17 protein-coding genes are annotated in these 16,741 nt (G+C 61.5%); 2 read left to right on the top strand and 15 right to left on the bottom strand.

What is annotated here, in order from left to right; translation table 11 throughout:
• The first annotated feature begins 143 nt into the window (after positions 1–143).
• Positions 144–1,412, top strand: a complete 1,269-nt coding sequence (locus tag IM265_RS08825; RefSeq protein ID WP_192971646.1) for an OprD family outer membrane porin — start codon at positions 144–146, stop codon at positions 1,410–1,412.
• A 76-nt stretch (positions 1,413–1,488) separates the two neighbouring features.
• Here the strand turns inward: IM265_RS08825 and IM265_RS08820 are convergent, their stop codons facing one another.
• From IM265_RS08820 to IM265_RS08755, 14 genes are all read right to left on the bottom strand, one after another.
• Positions 1,489–3,129 carry a thiamine pyrophosphate-binding protein gene (locus IM265_RS08820; RefSeq protein WP_193031046.1) on the bottom strand — a complete coding sequence of 547 codons (1,641 nt, stop codon included), beginning with the start codon at positions 3,127–3,129 and terminating at the stop codon, positions 1,489–1,491.
• A 13-nt stretch (positions 3,130–3,142) separates the two neighbouring features.
• Positions 3,143–4,612 carry an aldehyde dehydrogenase gene (locus IM265_RS08815; protein ID WP_063438560.1) on the bottom strand — a complete coding sequence of 490 codons (1,470 nt, stop codon included), beginning with the start codon at positions 4,610–4,612 and terminating at the stop codon, positions 3,143–3,145.
• Positions 4,613–4,621: 9 nt separating this feature from the next.
• A complete protein-coding gene (locus IM265_RS08810) occupies positions 4,622–5,392 on the bottom strand; it encodes an aspartate dehydrogenase (protein WP_041908340.1) in 771 nt (256 codons plus the stop codon).
• Positions 5,393–5,401: 9 nt separating this feature from the next.
• A complete protein-coding gene (locus IM265_RS08805) occupies positions 5,402–6,196 on the bottom strand; it encodes an SDR family oxidoreductase (protein ID WP_041908339.1) in 795 nt (264 codons plus the stop codon).
• Entirely contained in the window at positions 6,180–6,950 is a 771-nt protein-coding gene (locus IM265_RS08800; protein ID WP_193031044.1) for an alpha/beta fold hydrolase, read from the bottom strand. The genes IM265_RS08805 and IM265_RS08800 overlap by 17 nt, the downstream gene beginning before the upstream one ends.
• A gap of 9 nt (positions 6,951–6,959) precedes the next feature.
• On the bottom strand, positions 6,960–7,490 hold the full coding sequence (locus tag IM265_RS08795) for a cupin domain-containing protein (protein WP_017382915.1): 531 nt from the start codon (positions 7,488–7,490) through the stop codon (positions 6,960–6,962).
• 10 nt (positions 7,491–7,500) lie between these two features.
• Positions 7,501–8,757: an MFS transporter gene (locus IM265_RS08790; RefSeq protein WP_063438562.1), complete on the bottom strand. Its 1,257-nt coding sequence runs from the start codon at positions 8,755–8,757 to the stop codon at positions 7,501–7,503.
• 25 nt (positions 8,758–8,782) lie between these two features.
• Complete coding sequence (locus IM265_RS08785) at positions 8,783–9,970, bottom strand: NAD(P)/FAD-dependent oxidoreductase (RefSeq protein WP_193031042.1); 1,188 nt, start codon at positions 9,968–9,970, stop codon at positions 8,783–8,785.
• The gene (locus IM265_RS08780; RefSeq protein WP_047364532.1) at positions 9,967–10,893 is read right to left on the bottom strand and encodes a VOC family protein; all 927 of its coding nucleotides are present in this window, start codon (positions 10,891–10,893) and stop codon (positions 9,967–9,969) included. The genes IM265_RS08785 and IM265_RS08780 overlap by 4 nt, the downstream gene beginning before the upstream one ends.
• 78 nt (positions 10,894–10,971) lie before the next feature.
• Positions 10,972–11,760 (bottom strand): IclR family transcriptional regulator, encoded by a 789-nt coding sequence (locus tag IM265_RS08775; RefSeq protein ID WP_028014350.1) that lies wholly within the window; start codon positions 11,758–11,760, stop codon positions 10,972–10,974.
• A gap of 12 nt (positions 11,761–11,772) precedes the next feature.
• Positions 11,773–12,522 carry an SDR family oxidoreductase gene (locus tag IM265_RS08770; RefSeq protein ID WP_049136404.1) on the bottom strand — a complete coding sequence of 250 codons (750 nt, stop codon included), beginning with the start codon at positions 12,520–12,522 and terminating at the stop codon, positions 11,773–11,775.
• The gene (locus tag IM265_RS08765) at positions 12,522–13,544 is read right to left on the bottom strand and encodes an aromatic ring-hydroxylating dioxygenase subunit alpha (RefSeq protein ID WP_193031040.1); all 1,023 of its coding nucleotides are present in this window, start codon (positions 13,542–13,544) and stop codon (positions 12,522–12,524) included. The genes IM265_RS08770 and IM265_RS08765 overlap by 1 nt, the downstream gene beginning before the upstream one ends.
• Before the next feature lie 10 nt (positions 13,545–13,554).
• Positions 13,555–13,863 carry a recombinase-like helix-turn-helix domain-containing protein gene (locus tag IM265_RS08760; RefSeq protein WP_063438567.1) on the bottom strand — a complete coding sequence of 103 codons (309 nt, stop codon included), beginning with the start codon at positions 13,861–13,863 and terminating at the stop codon, positions 13,555–13,557.
• The gene (locus tag IM265_RS08755) at positions 13,860–14,183 is read right to left on the bottom strand and encodes a non-heme iron oxygenase ferredoxin subunit (RefSeq protein ID WP_003860044.1); all 324 of its coding nucleotides are present in this window, start codon (positions 14,181–14,183) and stop codon (positions 13,860–13,862) included. The genes IM265_RS08760 and IM265_RS08755 overlap by 4 nt, the downstream gene beginning before the upstream one ends.
• 414 nt (positions 14,184–14,597) lie before the next feature.
• Between IM265_RS08755 and IM265_RS08750 the strand changes: the two genes are divergently transcribed.
• The gene (locus IM265_RS08750) at positions 14,598–15,809 is read left to right on the top strand and encodes an MFS transporter (RefSeq protein ID WP_193031038.1); all 1,212 of its coding nucleotides are present in this window, start codon (positions 14,598–14,600) and stop codon (positions 15,807–15,809) included.
• A 3-nt stretch (positions 15,810–15,812) separates the two neighbouring features.
• On the opposite strand, the gene speB is transcribed toward IM265_RS08750, so the two are convergent.
• Complete coding sequence (gene speB, locus IM265_RS08745; protein WP_017382921.1) at positions 15,813–16,733, bottom strand: agmatinase; 921 nt, start codon at positions 16,731–16,733, stop codon at positions 15,813–15,815.
• Positions 16,734–16,741: the final 8 nt, after the last annotated feature.

The raw sequence follows: 16,741 nt of genomic DNA, 5'->3' as shown, positions 1-16,741 counted from the left end.
GTAACACCTCTGAAAGCCCCGTCAAATCTACCCTTTCCGGCTGAAACGTCTGGTCACATATTTATTGCAATCGTTAATCTTTCCGGTAATTATCAAACGCGCAGTAATTCAATTTAATATATTAAGACAGAGACGTTCCCTCCGTGAAAAAAGAATTATCGTTAATTGCTTTAAGTTTATTCGCCGCATTACCCGCCGCTGCAAGCCAGCAATCTGACAGCAAGGGTTTTATCGACGACAGTCATTTAGACCTGTTTTTACGCAATGCGTATATCAGCCGTGACTACCATCAGGGCCAGCAGGATAAAGCCGAATGGGGTCAGGGCATCATCGCCACCTTTGAATCCGGCTATACCGAAGGGCTGGTGGGCTTTGGCGTGGACGGCATCGCGCAGTACGGCGTGCGCCTGGACGGCGGTCGCGGCAAGAGCGGCGCGGGCGGTATCGACTTCTTTAAACAGGAAGACGATGGCCGGGCCAAATCCGATTTAGCGAAATTTGGCGCTACCGCCAAAATGCGGATCTCGAATACCGTGCTGAGCTACGGTAACCAGCGTCCTGAACTGCCTATCGTTAACGCCGACAGCTCCCGCCTGCTGTTTGAAAGCTACACCGGTGCCATGCTGACCTCGAAAGAGCTCGACGGCCTGGAAGTGAACGCCGGTTATTTCACCGACGAGCAGCGTAAAAGCGACGACCGCCACGACAGCGGCCTGAAAAGCCTGACTTTCGGTGGCGCAAGCTACCAGTTCAACGACCAGTTCAGCGGCGCGCTATACGCCTCTCATAACGAAGAGGTGATGAACAAACAGTACCTGGGGCTGAATTACAAACAGCCGTTCAGCACCGGGCAGCAGCTGGTGCTCGACTTTAACGGCTATAACTCGCGTCTGGATCAGGGCTACGCTGACAGCCTCGACACGGGCCGCAGCAACACCATCTGGAGCCTGGCGGCGAGCTACATCTGGGATATTCACACGTTCAAAGTGGCGTACCAGCAGAGCAGCGGCAGCACCGGCTATAACTACGGCGGCTATCGCGACAAGGGCGGCGTGGGTGACGGCGGCAACACCATCTGGCTGGCGAACTCCTACTGGTCTGACTTTAACGGTGAAGACGAGCGCTCATGGCAGGCATCCTACGGCCTGGACTTCGGCGGACTCGGCCTGCCGGGCCTGAGCTGGACCACCGCCTACGTGCGCGGCGACAACATTAAGACGTCTGAAACCAGCAACGGCAAAGAGCACGAGTGGTTTAACCAGATCCAGTACCAGGTGCAGGACGGCCCGGCGAAAGATCTGAAGCTGAAACTGCGCTACTCCGTGCTGCGCGTCTCCAGCAACGCCAGCGACTATAACGTGGGCGGGGACGAGATCCGCGCTTACGTGGAATACCCGTTTAACGTGTTCTGATAAAACAAGCCGGGTGGCGGCTTCGCCTTACCCGGACTACTGTTTTCTCCCTCTCCCCGTGGGAGAGGGAAAACAGCTAGTAAAGCGTTTTCTGCGGCGGCCCGGCAAACTTCAGCGCGCCAATCTGCCCCATCCGCACTTCCACTACCGACGGTCCCGGCATCGCCAGCGCCTCCGTCATCACGGCTTCAAAATCCTCTGCCCGCTCAACGCTCCACGCCTGCAGGCCAATTGCCTGTGCCAGCAGGGTAAAGTCCGGCGTATGCAGTTCGTTATAATACTGTCGCCCGCCGAAGTACTTATCCTGAATGCCGCGCATCACGCCGTAGCCCCCGTCGTTCATGATCAGCAGCGTCACGTTAGCTTTCTCCTGCGCAAGCGTCGCCAGCTCGCCTAAATTCAAGCTCAGGCCACCGTCGCCCACCAGCCCCACCACCTTACGCTGTGGGTTAGCAATCGCGGTACCAATCGCCATCGGCAGCCCCATACCAATCGCCCCGGCCAGAGAGTGAATGTTCATCAGCGGACCGTTAGCGCGGAACAGACGACTGCCCCACAGGCTGCCGGAAACGGTGATATCGCGCACCAGCAGGCCGTCCTGCGGCAGGGCTTTTTCAATGGCGTCGTTGAGCTTCGCATAGGCGCCGCACTGCTCGCGCAGGCCCTGTTCAGCCTGCGAGACCACCAGCTGCACCTGCGCGTCCCACTGGGCGTTGCCCCACTCGCGGCCCTGCGCTTTTTCAGCCAGCGCGCCAAGCAGCGCTGAACAGTCGGCTACCAGCGTGTTATCCATCAGGTAGTTACGGCTCGCCGCCGCCGGGTCGATATCTATCTGCACCCGCGGAGACGGCAACTCCAGCGTCCAGGAGCGGGTTTCGTTGCTGCGCAGGCGAGAACCGGCGACCAGCGTAAAATCACACTGTGCAATCAGCGCCTCAACCGACGGCGAGTTGTGGAACGCCCGCAGGCTGGCACGATGGCCGTCCGGCAGCACGCCGCGCGCGTGGGTGCTGGAGATCACCGTCATGCCCGCATCCGCCAGTTTTTTCACCGCGTCAGCGCTTCCCAGCGCCCCGCCGCCCAGCCACAGCAGCGGCTGTTTAGCCTGCCTGAGCTGCGCCCATAAAGCATCCACCATCGCGGGATCCACAGCTGCAACCGAAGCCGGTTTCACCGGTGCGGTCACCAGAGACAGCGGAATTTTAGCCCCCTGAATATCAATCGGGATTTCCACGGAGACCGGCCCGCACGGCGGCGTCTGCGCCTCCTGAATCGCTTTATGCAGGATGGCCATCGCCTGGCTGGCATTGCTGATGCGGTACGCCCGTTTTGAACTGGCCTTCAGGAAGGTCAGCTGGTCGCGGGTCTCGTGGATAAACCCGGTGTCGGCATCCAGCCAGGCCTTTTCAACCTGTCCGGTTAAATGCAGCAGCGGCGTGCAGGCGTTCATCGCCTCCACCAGCGCGCCTACCGCGTTCCCCGCCCCCGCGCCGGTGCTGGTCAGCGCCACGCCGAGGCCGGAAAACCGCCCGTGGGCGTCGGCCATGGTGACGGAACCCGCCTCGCCGCGCGCGGGCACGAAGCGGATTTTGCCCCGCTGCCCTACCGCGTCCGCGATCGGCAGGTTGTGAATGGAGATGACGCCGTAGAGGGCCTCAACCTGATACTGCTCCAGCGTTCTGGCGATGGCGTCGCCGACGGTTATCATTTCGCTCATTGCTCACCCTTTCTCAGTCGCACCAGTGGTTGACGCTGTTACCCGTCGCCAGATAAATGCTCTTTTGCTGCATCCAGGCTTTCAGCCCCTGAATGCCCTTTTCGCGGCCCAGACCGCTCTCTTTAAAGCCCCCGAACGGGGTCGAAATCGCAAAAACTTTGTAGGTGTTGATCCACACCGTACCGGCCTCCAGCTGCTCGCTCAGGCGCAGCGCCCGCCCGGTGTCGCGGGTCCAGATCCCTGCCGCCAGGCCGTAAACCGAGTCGTTCGCCTCGCGGATCAACGCCGCTTCATCGCGAAACGGCATCGCCACCAGCACCGGGCCGAAGATCTCCTCCTGGCAGGCGCGGGCGCCGTTCGTCAGCCCTTCGATAATGGTCGGCTGGAAGAAGCTGCCGTTTGCCAGCGCCGGATCTGCCGGGATCTCCCCGCCGCACAGCACCCGGCCCCCCTCGCGCTTCGCCAGCTCGACGTATTCCTGCACGCTCTGGCGATGTTTCTCATTGATCAGCGGCCCAACGTGCACGCCGTCAGTGAAGGGGTGCCCTACGCGCAGCCCGCGAGTTAATTCCAGCAGCCGCGCCATCAGCGGCGCGTACAGGCTTTCGTGGATAAACAGCCGGGACCCGGCGATGCACGCCTGCCCTGCTGAGCTGAAAATGCCGTAGCAGATCCCGCGCGCGGCCTGCTCAACGTCGGCATCCTCCAGCACGATGGTCGGGGATTTACCGCCCAGCTCCAGCGACGCCGGAATAAGCTTTTCCGCAGCCACGTGCGCCAGATGGCGGCCCGTGGCGGTGCCGCCGGTAAAGGAAATTTTTCGCACGCGGGGATGGCGCGCCAGCGCGTCGCCAATCACCGAGCCTTTGCCCGGCAGCACGCTCAGCAGCCCGGCGGGCAGCCCGGCCTGTTCAAAAATGCGCGCCAGCTCCAGCGCCATCAGCGGCGTGGCTTCGGCAGGCTTGAGGATCACCGCGTTCCCGGCGGCGATGGCCGGGGCGACCTTCTGCATCTCGCTGGCAATGGGCGAGTTCCACGGCGTGATGGCCGCCACCACGCCGAGCGGCTCATAGCGGCTTAGCGTCAGCAGATCCGGCTGGCGCGGCGTGGGCAGCTCCCCTTCCAGCAGCTCGCAGGCGGCGGCGAAGTAGCGGGCCGTTCCCGCCGCGCTCATCACCAGCCCGCGCGCCTCCGCCAGCGGCTTGCCGTTATCCCGGCTCTGCATCTGCGCCAGCTCGTCAGCGCGGGAGTCAATCAGATCCGCCACCTTGTGCAAGATCTTCGCCCGCACGTGCGGCAGGCTGTTGCGCCAGGCGGGATCGCGCCACGCGCGCTCGCCGGCCTCGATCGCGTCGTGCAGATCGTCAAGGTTTGCCGCGGTCAGCGTCGCATTGAGCGACCCGTCAGCCGGGAAGTGGCTCTGCATCGGGTTACCGCCGCCGCGTCGCCACTGACCGCCGATAAAAATCTTCAGATCGTCCATCGTCACTCCTCAGCTCAGGGCCAGCTCGCGGCAGGCGCGCACCGCGCTGAGTGCCGCCAGGGTGGAGGTTTTAGGGTTAGACGCCAGCGGCAGCCCGCTCAGCTCCAGATGGAATTCGCCAAACAGCCCTTCTACGTGCAGCGTGTGGGTGTTACGTTTCGTTGCCGGGTCAACCATCAGCTGCACGCGGGTTTCATCCATCCCGACGCCGCCGAGCGCCACGGTCGCCGCCACGTTGGCATTCGCCGGAAACAGCCGCGCCGCCTCGCGGGCGCTCCCTTCAAAAAAGACCTTCGCCTCTGAGACCGCGTTAAGATCGATAAGCTGCTCGGCATAGCTGCCGCGCCAGCTGGCCGGGCTTTTACGCGACTGATAGGTGACGCGCTCAAGCCCGCCCTCCTTCGCCGCCGCAAGCCCGTCGATGCCGGCGACCGCCCCGGAAAGCAGCGTCAGTTTTCCGCCCGCCGCGAGCAGGCGCTGCTCCAGCGCGCTGTCCGCCAGCGCGCCGGTGGAAATGACCGCCAGATGCCAGCCGCGGCGCAGAATCGCTTCGCCGTACTGCGCAACCGCCTGCTGGCTGGCGCACTCCAGCACCAGATCGGGCGTTTGTGCGCACGCCATCGGCGAGGTCAGCGCCTCGACCGCATCGCCAAACTGGTCGCGAATGGCGGCATGGTGAGACGCGCGCGCCACGATCCAGCCGATAGCCACGCCGGCGGGCAGACGCTCAATCACCGCCTGCGCCATGGCGCCATAACCAATTAACATTACCTTTTTCATGATGCGTCCTTACAGATGGCGGCAAAAGCCGCCGGAAACGTCCAGCGCCGCGCCGGTGGTAAACGAGGCCAGCGGCGAGGCGAGAAACAGCAGCGCCTGCGCGGGCTCCTGCGGCTTGCCGAGGCGCGCCATCGGAATGCCGCGCTTGCGCGCGATCTCCGCCGTCCACTCCGGCCAGCTCTGGCTTTTATCCGCCCGGCTTTCAAAGCGGCGCTGCCACTGGCCGGACTCGACCATACCGAGCAATATGGAATTGACGCGAATCCCTTTGCCTACCAGCTCTTTCGAGAGCGTCAGCGTCATGTTCAGCAGCGCGGCGCGGGCTGCCGACGTGGCGATCATGTGCTCTTCCGGCTGAAGCGCCAGCAGGGAGTTCACGCAGGTGATGGAGGCGATATCGGACCGTTCCAGCAGCGGCTGAAACGCCTGCACCGGATTAATGACGCCAAACAGTTTAAGTTCGGCTTCGTGCAGCCACGCCTCGCGCGGGGTGTCATGGAAGTGCGCCACGTAGCCCTGACCGGCGTTGTTGATCAGCATATCCGCCGCGCCAAAGCGCGCCTGCACCGCATCTGCGAAGGCCTGCACCTCGTCGGCGTTCAGCACGTCGCAGCGGTATGAGAAAATTTCCCCGTCAGGATAGTCGTTTTGCAGCGTCGCATGGGCGCTGGCGAGCCGGTCCGGGTCGCGGCCACAGAAGGCGACTCTCGCCCCTTCGCCCAGCAGCAGGCGCAGCGTTTCAAAGCCAATGCCGGACGAACCGCCGGTAACGACCGCTACGCGGCCGTCAATGTGTGCATTCATCGCGCACCTCTTCGTTAATGCGTAAAAGCTGTTGATTAAAAAACGCGTCGTTATCGAGATAGCTCGCGTGTCCGGCCTGCGGAATCGCGGTAAACGGCATGCCGTAGCGCAGCGCCAGCCCCTGTACCAGCTCGGGCTGCGTGATCGCGTCCTGCTCGCCGCACCAGACTTCAAAATTGCCGGCGTAACGCTTAAGCCAGCCGTGAATGTCGTCATGCGCCAGCATCCACGCGGCAGCGAGGTAGCCTTCCGGGCGCAGCCTGCGCATGCCCGCCGCGACGGTGGCGATATCTTCTGCGCGCGCGCCGGGGCGCAGCAGCTTCGCGGCGCGGGTCTGCGCGAGGATGTCGCCGCCGAGCGCCATCTGCTGCTCGCGATTACGCCAGACCTGCTCTCGCTGCGCCGGCGCGGCATTACCGTAGCCCTGCGCGGCGTCCGCCAGCACCAGATGAATGACGCGTTCAGGGAACTTCGCCGCAAACGCGCTGGCCACCAGCGCCCCCAGGGAATGGCCCACCAGTACCGCCTGCCAGACGCCTGCGCGGTCGAGCATCGCCGCCAGCGCGTCGGCGTAATCTCCGGCGTTCGCCCGCTCAACCGCCAGCATCGGGCTTTCGCCGTAACCGGGCATGTCCCACGCCAGCACGCGAAAGCCCTCCAGCGCCATCTGCTTATGCCAGGACGCAGCGCCAGAGCTGATCCCATGCAGCAGCATCAGCGGGATGCCGCTTCCCTGTTCACGAAAACCCGTCATGTCGCCTCCTTAGTTCCGCTTCACTTTTGAGAGCGGATGATCGGAGGGATAGGTCGGGATTTCCGGCTTGTTGGTTCCCAGCATGACGCACATCAGCGCCTCTTCTTCCCCGTGGTTAAACAGGCCGCGATAGATGCCCGGCGGGACGGAGATCAGGTCACGCTCGCGCAGCACGGTTTCGGTGTAGTTGTCGCCGTCCTGGATCATCAGCGTGATCTGCCCTTTGAGCATGAAGAACACCTCCTCCACGTCGTCGTGCAGGTGCAGCGGCCCTTCGCACTTCGACGGCAGCACCATGGTGGAGAAAGTAAAATGGTCCGCCTGCACGGTATTGGTGTCGTTCGCCACGCCAGTTGCGCCGGTGCCGATGTAGCGCATCTGCGCCCGGCGGTATTTCGGGTCAAAATCGGCCTGGAACTTCAGCGCGTTCCAGTCGTATTTACGGCCTTCGAAGCGCGCGATGCGCGACTCGACCCACTCTTCCATCGTCAGGTGGTCAGGTTTGATGCCTGTTTTGTTGGTTACGGTTGAATCAGTCATGACACTCTCCTCAGTAACGTCTCAGCAGCGGCAGTAACAGGACGCAGCCCACCGCCGCCATCACCGCCAGAAAAATCAGCCCGGAATCCATGCTGTGGGTGAAAGCGATCAGCGCGCCCATCACCGCCGGCGACAGCGCGCCCGCAAAGTTTCCCAGCCCGTTGAAGATACCGCCCGCCGTGGCGCTCACCCGGGGATGGGTGGCCTTCGCCAGCAGAGCGAAAATGTTGGGTGCGCCGGTGCCCCACATAAAGGTGCTGAAGCTCATCGCCGCGATGATGGCAAGCGGGGTGTCGAGGTGCATCACCGCCGCCAGGCCTACCGCCGCCCCCGCCATCGAGATAAAGCAGGCCGCCGCGCGCTTATCGACCCGGTCAGAGAGCCACGCGCCAATCACTTCCCCTGCCAGCATGGCGATGAACGGCATCGACGACAGCCAGCCCGCATGCTCCAGGTGGATGCCTTTGCCCTTAATTAAGTAGCCAGGCAACCAGCCGTTGATGCCCCACAGGTAGGTCAGGAAAGCGATGTTAAAGATGCAGATGATCCAGAAGTGCGGGCTGACAAACAGCTCGCGCCGTGCGGCGCGCCGCTCGTCCTGTGATGCCTGCGAGGTACCGGGTTTTGCCTCCAGGCGGATCCCGCGCAGGCCAACGCGCACAAAGATAAGCACCGGCACGGTAAGCATGGCCATCACAAAGAAAGTGCTCTGCCAGCCAAAGGTGTTTAGCAGCCAGAGGGAGAGCGGGAAACCAATCGCCGCGCCCACCGGGGTGCCCAGCAGCCACAGCATGGTGGCGCGCGCCTGCAAATGCTGCGGGAAGTTGTGGCGTACAATGGCGAAGGCCAGCGGGAACAGCGGTCCTTCCGCCACGCCCAGCAGAATACGCAGGACGATCATCAGCGTGTAGTTATGGGTAAAGCCCATCGCCACCATCAGCACGCACCAGATCGCCATCATCCCGGTGAGCAGGCGCAGCGGCGCGATTTTGTCGCCTAAACCGCTCAAAAATACCGACGAAAAGCCGTAGCTCAGCAGGAAGGCGCTCATCAGAATGCCGAGGCGCGTGGTGTCAAAATCGATGCCCATCGCCTGCTGGAAATGGGTGTCGGAAAAGAGCGCCGCAATGCTGATTTTGTCGAAGAACGCCAGCAGCACGCAGGCCAGCAGCGACAGCGGGATGGCCCAGCGTACCGCTTTTTCAGGCGTGCGGGTTCCCTCACCGCTCGCCTCAACGGGCGCGGTGTTGGTCTCTAATGTGGTCATGTCTCCCCCTACGGGTGCGGGTTAGCTATCGCAGTGACATCAGTGAAAAAGTCGGGTCGGCGAGCGGTACGTCCGACAGGTCCCGCCCCGCCGCCATCCAGCGCTTCGCCAGCTTGACGGTGCGCGCATCGTTGAACGCCACCAGCTGCGTTAGCCGACCGTTGTCGTCCAGCGAGAAGTACAGCGCCTCTTCACGCACTATCGTTCGGCTGCCCGGCTGCGGAATGCCGAGGATCTGGATGTTGTGCTGATATTGATCCGACCACAGCCACGGCGCGTCGTCGTAGCCTGGCGCATCGGGGTTAAGCATCGCTTTCGCCGTCGCCACCGCCTGATTCTGGGCGAAGGCCCAGGACTGAATGCACAGGCCGTAGTGATGGTGCTGCGCCACGTCGCCTGCGGCAAAGATGAACGGATCGGACGTGCGTCCCTGGGCGTCCACCACGATCCCCCGCTCGGTGCGAAGTCCCGCATCGCGCGCCAGCTCCAGATTGAGATCGACGCCGATCCCCACCACCACCGCATCAAAGGTTTCACGCTGGCCGTCGCAGTGGATGACCGGCAGGCCGTTATCGTCCTCCAGCTCCAGCGCGCCGCAGCCAGTACGGATCTCCACCCCCTGCTCGCGGTGGATGGCCTCTAAGCGCTGCGACACCTCGCCGCTCACCGAGCGCATGCACAGCGCGGGCTGCTGCTCGAACAGCGTGACCGCTACGCCGCTTTTGCGTGCGGAAGCGGCAATCTCAAGGCCGATCCAGCCGCCGCCGACAATCGCCAGTCTTTTACTTTCCGCCAGACGCGCCTTCAGGCGCTGCGCATCCTGCCAGTGGCGCAGAGTGTAGACCTGCGGATGCGCCGCCCACGCCTGCGAAGGCAGGCGCGCCCGCCCGCCGGTGGCCATTAAAAGAATGTTGTAACTAAGACGTTCGCCGTTGCTTAAACGCACGGTTTTCTCTTCACGATCGACTGATTCAGCACGCAGCGGGCGGTACCAGGTCAGGTTCAGCGCCTGCTGTGCTTCTTCGCTAAACAGCCGCGGGAGCGCCGCGTCCGGCTCCAGCAGAGACGCTTTCGACAGCGGCGGACGTTCGTAGAAATCCCACTCCTCTTCCGCCACCACGCAGATCTCGCCGTCGAAGCCCTCGTCGCGCAGGGTTTTCGCCGCCCAGCCGCCCGCCTGACCGCCGCCGATAATGACAATGCGCGACGTCATACCGCCTCCGGCTTTTTCTGCTGACGGCGGGTGTCGTGGTCAATCCCGCCTTCTACCGCCCATTCGGTAAAGGAGACCAGGGAGTGCTCCAGCTCGCGCGGCTGCCAGTTTTCGGTCAGATAGTCGTCGTTGGTGTAATACTCAAACGCGCCGCCGGTCGGGCTATTGACGTACCAGAAATAGGCCGACGACACCGGATGGCGGCCCGGCCCGATAAAGGTGCTCCATTCATTTTTATTCATCGCGATACCGCCGCCGATCACCTCGTGGATGTCGCGCACGGTGAAGGCCACGTGGTTGAGGCCGCGCTTGCGGTTCGGCAGTTGCAGCAGGAACAGGTTGTGATGTCCGCCGCGCGCCCCGCAGCGCAGGAACACGGCGCGGTTGATGTAGCGGTCCGAAACCTGGAAGCCGAGCACCTCGCGGTAGAATTTCTCCACCGCCGCCAGCTCCTCCACGAAGAACACCACGTGCCCGACGTTGATCGGCTGCGCGCGATCGTAAACCGGGCTGGGCGTGTCGATACGGCGGGCATCGCCCCACTGGTTGATCGGCTCAACGTTCAGCTCCACGTCGGTCTGCTGGCTGACCTGCACGCGCAGGGTCATGCCGTTCGGATCGAGGCATTCCAGCGCGTCGCCCACTTCGCGAAAGCCGGGCTGCTGCGCAAGCTTCGGGCGCAGCGCGTCGAGATCGGACTGTGCGGCAACCGCCCAGGTCATGCGGCGCAGGGTGTTGCCCGCTTCAAACGCCGGCGGCAGGTCGGGGCTGTCGATGGGGTTCAGCTCCACGCGCGCGCCGCTCAGGGTGGTAAAACGCTGGCCGCTGGCATCGCCCGTCAGGCCAAAATCACGCATAAATTTGGCGCAGTGCGTCAGGTCTTCCACGCCAAATTCCAGCTTTTCAATTCCGGTTACACTCATCGTTCGTTGCCTCATCTGGCCCAAATTGGGCGTAAAACATGCCCGACGCAGTCAAGCGCCTGACGTTAACTCACTGATTTAGCTGGCCTGTGACAAATAGCCTAAGAAGCCAGAAATTTTATCCGCCGCGAGGCGAACCTCGTTTTGCAGCCGCTCGCGGTCGGTCTGCGGGATCTCCTCCGACGGCACCAGAATGCTGACCACCGCCGCCACGCGTCCGCTTCGGTCATACACCGGGTAGACGATGGAGGAGATGCCGTGGCGGAAGAAGGATTCGCCGATGACAAACCCGCGGGCTTTGTCCTGCTGCACCATCTGCCACAGGGCCTCGCGGTCGTGAAGCTGCCCCGGCGTGTTGCCCGGCAGGCGCTCGTGCGGGAACAACTGTTCGAAATCGGCGCGGGAAATATCGGTCAGCAGCATGCGGCCCAGCGAGGTGCAGTGCACCGGCAGGCGGGTGCCAATGCTGACCTGGTTGATGCGCGACCCGGCGGCGCTGACGCGGGCGATGTAGATAATGTCGCGCCCGTCGCGGATCGCCAGATGGCTGCTGCACTGGCTCACGTCGCGCAGCTGCTCAATCACCGGCTGGCCGACCTGCGCCACGTCCAGCGAGGCGATGTACTCAAAGCCGAGACGCAGCACGTTCATGCCCAGCGAAAAGGTATTGGTGCGCGCGTTGCGCTCCAGAAAGCCCATGTACTCCAGCGTCTGCACCACGCGATAGGCGGTCGCCTTCGGCATATCCACCAGCCGGTGCAGCTCGGCAAAGGTCAGATCGCGATGCTGCTCGCCAAAGGCCAACAGCAGCTGTAAACCGCGCTCCAGCCCCGGCACCAGATACTTCACTTCCTGATCGTTTGCCATAATCGCTACACCTTAGTTAAAGACAAAACCGCCGTTGACCGGGATCAGCTGCCCGGTGATAAACCGCGACAGATCGCTTAACAGCCAGACCACGCTGCCGGTGACGTCTTCCGGCTGCTGCGCGCCGGTTAACGCGCGGCCATTCTCGTAGAGCTGATGGCGCTCGGCCGGAACATATTCGGTCGCCTCGACGCGGGTTAACCCCGGCGCGATGGCATTAATGCGTATACGCTTTTCGCCCAGTTCGCGCGCCATTGAGCGGGTCATGGCAATCACGGCGCCCTTACTGGCGACGTAGGCCATCAGGCGCGGCGCACCCCACAGCGCGGTGTCGGACGCGACGTTCACGATGCCCGCCCCCTCGCACAGCAGCGGCACCGCGGCGCGCGTTACCAGCCAGGTGCCTTTGACGTTGACGCTCATCACCCGATCCCAGAGATCCGGATCGTAATCGAGCATATTTTTGCCGCCGACGCCCGTCGCCATCGCCGCGTTGTTCACCAGGCCATCGATCTGACCCTGCTCGCCAATCGCGCTGAACACCTGCTCAATGGACTGTGGATCGGCCAGATCGATAACGTGCGATTCGATCGCATAGCCCCGCTCGCTCAGGGCGTGGGCGCTTTCGGCCAGCTCACCCTTGAGGATGTCGCACATCACCACCGCCGCGCCCTGCTCCGCGCAGGCTTTGGCAAAGTGAAAGCCCAGCCCGCGCGCGGCGCCGGTTATGACGATGCGTTTGCCGCTCAGCAGCCCGTTCATCAGGCGGCTCCCTGCTGTTCTTCGCGCATCGCCAGTTGCTCTTTGGCGGCCTTTTGCATCATGCGGCGCAGGCGCGAGAGGCCGACGTCGTGCTGATAAAGGTATTCATGGTCGCGGGCGTTTGGCGCCAGGCTTTCCAGCACCACGCGGTCCTGCTCCAGCACTTCCCAATGCAGTTTTTCCAGACGGTTGCGGTACATGAAGCGCCACATGTCGCGCTGCCAGCCCTGCACCCGGCGAATGCGCCAGAAGAAGACGCGGCAGTTGTCGTTATCTTCCGGCACCACCATGCCGACGATAAAGAAGTGGCCGCCCGGCCCGAAGCGCTTCTTGTACGGAATGGAGAGGCGCATCCAGCAGGTGCCGCTGTTGCCCAGCTCCACCCAGTCAAAGTTGACGCCGCTCTGCCCTTTCTTCTCAAAAATAAAGCCGGTTTTGGTCGGCTGGAGCACCATGTCGGCCTTGCGATCCCCTTCAGCCATCGAGTGCGAGGAGGAGTGCAGATAGGTGCCGTGCATCGGGTCCATCACGTTTTCCAGCGCGTACTGGTAATTGCATTTCCACGCGGCGGTGCAGAGGAAGTTGCTGAAGCTGTCCGTATCGGCGAGCTCGTCCGGGAAGGTCAGCTCGTCCGGCTGCTGGTCCGCGGTGACGCCAAACCACAGGAAGATTGCGCCGTGCGCCTCCTGCACGTTGTAGCTGCGCACGCACTGCTGGCCGACCAGCGGGCATTTGTCCACGGCGGGCACGTCTTTCACCTCGCCGTTGCCCGCGACCTCCACGCCGTGATACCAGCAGGCAATGCGGTCGCCAAGGTTCCAGCCCATCGACAGGCGTGCGCCGCGGTGCGGACAGCGGTCCTCCAGCGCCCGCACCTGGCCGTCTTTGTTGCGCCAGACCACAATCTGTTCGCCCAGGCGGGTAATGCCCACCGGTGCAGACTGCACCTCCCAGCTCGCCAGCACCGGATACCAGAGGCCGCGCAGACCTTTATCGAGATAGTGTTGTACGGTAGTCGTCATCGCGTTGCCCTCAGTAGCCGTTAACCTGTAAGAATGCCTGGAAGCTGGCCTCGCTCCACGGCTCGCCCTGCTGATCGTGCATGCGCACCGCGTTCAGCCCGTTCACCAGCTCCGGTAAGGTTTCAACCCCCTGCTCGAAGAGATCTTCCAGCGTGGCGATGAGGTTCACTTCCCAGCGTTCCGGCTCGCGGCTGCGGGTCTGCCAGATCAGGTTCTGGTAATCACCCGGCTTATGGATCGCACCGTTACCGCCCTCAGCCGGTGGGGCAAACTGACGGCTTTCCGGCAGCGCCGGGTTGTAGTTCAGGGTGTCGCTCATGCCACGGTCTCCTCGACGAAGGTAATCTGAATCTGGTTTTCAAAAACCCGAACCGGGTAGCGGTTGAGGTTGCGCCCGCCGGGGCCGTGCAGGCACTGACCGGTTTTGACGTCAAATACCGCCTCGTGCAGCGGGCATTCCACCTTGCCGTCCTCCACGAAGCCCTGGCTCAGCAGGGCATAGGCGTGGGGGCATACGTCTTCCAGCGCGTAATATTCACCGTCAATCAAATACACGCCGATCTCTTTACCGTCGACGTTGCCGCTAAAAGGGAAATCTTCCTGTACTTGTTCTGCGTCACATACGCCTATCCAGCTCATCACGATCCTCCAGGCTTTTGTTTCATATATGAAACTCTGTTTCTTATTTAATACGGTCAATATAAAAGCGATGAATGTTTCGTCAAGCCGTAATGTGACGAATTTGTTAATCAAACGGCAATTAATTAACTAAGTGTGCAAAGGATCACGAAAAAATGCAGCGATATGAAATTTTCATTATTTCGGTGTGAAAGAATACGATTTATCGATGGCCTTAAATTTTAATAAACAGTGATTGACTTCTTTTCTTTTTGTTCCTTAAAAATAAAAGAAGGGAAAATTATGGTGTTTCACCTGTGAAACTTAGTTTTATTTTTTCTTTAATAAACAATGAGTTTCACAGGTGAACCATTTTACCCACGTGACAATCACGCGCATAAAAATAGAAATAAGCGAAAACATAAGGCAGGCGTTATGACGGCAAGATGGCAAGGCACAGTGGCACTGTTATTACTGATTATTATTTCCTACGTTGACCGGGTGAATATTTCTGTAATGATTTTAAACCCGGAATTTGCTCAGCATTTTCAGCTAAATGAAAACAGAATGTTACAGGGAATGCTTATGACCTGTTTTCTGCTGGGTTATGGATTTTCAGCTTTATTATTAACTCCGGTTATTGAAAGCAAACTCCATTATCGACAGGGATTATTGATCAGCATAGCGATGTGGGCAGCGGTATGCGCCATTTCACCGCTGCTCGGATCGCTGATGGGCATGCTCGTCGCGCGCACGATCCTGGGGATCGCTGAGGGGCCGCTCTTTTCGCTGAAAACGCGCTTCATCAGCGATCACTTTAGCGCGCAGGAGATCGGCAAACCCAACGCCGTGACCGCGCTGGGCGTCTCGCTCGGGCTGGCCGTGGGCTTTCCGCTGGTAACGTGGCTGATGGCGCATCTCGGCTGGGCCGGATCGTTTTATGCCCTGGCGGTATTAAATCTGGTGCTGGGTGGCGGCCTTGTCTGGCGCTTCCTGCCCGCGCCGCGGGGTGCGGAGAAAATCAAAAAACCGGGCTTTACAGAGACGTTTTCGCTGGCCTGGCAAACGCCGCTGCTCGGGTGGATCCTGCTGGTGGAGATTGCCACCCTGAGCTATCTCTGGGGGAGCAGCGCCTGGCTGCCCGCGTGGCTGCGCGACGAGCATCATTTCTCGCTGCACGCCACGGGCATGCTTGCGGCCATTCCCTTCCTGCTGAGCCTGGGCTCGAAGTTCCTCGGCGGGGTGCTGCTCGACAGAATGCGCCCGGAACAGGCGCCAATGCTGTTTGTGGTGGGCGGCGCGCTGACGGCGCTGTCCGTGGTCGCGCTGATGCTCAGCCATCAGCCTGCCTGGCTGGCGCTGTTTATGCTCTCGGCGAATATCTTCTGGGGGCTACAGGGGGCGGCTATTCCGGCGGTGATCCAGCATCACGCCGCGCGGGAAGCGGTGGGCAGCGCTTACGGCATTATCAACGGGATCGGCAATATCTGCGCGGCGTTTATTCCGCTGCTGATGGGGATGGTGATGAGGTCGGTAGGGTCGGTCAGCTCAGGCTTTTCGGTGCTGGTCGTCTCGCAGGTAATCAACCTGCTTGCCGGGGGAATGTTGCTGCTGCGCATGCGTCGCGCAGCAGCAATCAGCGCGTAAGGCTTATTCGCCTTTTTTCGCGGCCTGGATGTAGAGCATTTCCAGCGCCAGGGTCGCCGCGGCAAGCGCGGTGATTTCGGACTGGTCATAGGCTGGCGCCACTTCTACCACGTCCATCCCAACGATGTTCAGATCCTTCAGGCCACGTACCAGCTTGATGGCGCGGTCTGACGTCAGGCCGCCAATCACCGGCGTACCAGTACCCGGTGCAAATGCCGGATCCAGGCAGTCGATATCGAAGGTCAGGTATACAGGCATATCGCCGACGATCTGCTTAACCTGAGCCAGAATATCGTCCACGCCGCGATCGTTCACCTGGCCGGCGTCCAGCACGGTGAAACCGTTGTCTTTGTCGAACTCGGTACGGATGCCGATCTGCACGGAGTGGTTCGGATCGATCAGGCCTTCTTTCGGCGCGGTGTAGAACATGGTGCCGTGGTCGAACTCGCAGCCGTTCGCGTAGGTATCGGTATGCGCATCGAAGTGCACCAGCGCCATTTTACCGAAGTGCTTCGCGTGAGCGCGCAGCAGCGGCAGAGTGACAAAGTGGTCACCGCCGAAGGAGAGCATGCGCTTGCCGGCCGCCAGCAGCTTCTCTGCGTGCGCCTGCAATTTTTCGCTCATTTCGCGCGCGTCGCCGAAGGCGTACACCAGGTCACCGCAGTCCACCACGTTCAGGCGCTCGCGCATGTCGAAGTTCCACGGGAAGCGGTTGTGCTCCCAGGCCAGGTTGGTGGAAACCTGACGGATTGCCGCCGGGCCGTGACGACCACCCGCACGACCGGAGGTTGCCATGTCGAACGGTACGCCGGTGATCACCCAGTCCGCATCGCTGTCGTACGGCTGGAAGTTCATTGGAAGGCGTAAAAAACCAAACGCGTTAGATACCAGAGAGTTATCGTACTGATGACCTAAAGTGCTCATGTCCTGAC

Source organism: Enterobacter cloacae complex sp. P17RS (assembly GCF_014895885.1).
Lineage (GTDB): Bacteria > Pseudomonadota > Gammaproteobacteria > Enterobacterales > Enterobacteriaceae > Enterobacter > Enterobacter bugandensis.
Note: the sequence above shows the minus strand (reverse complement) of the source record. Positions and strands in the feature narration are given on the sequence as shown.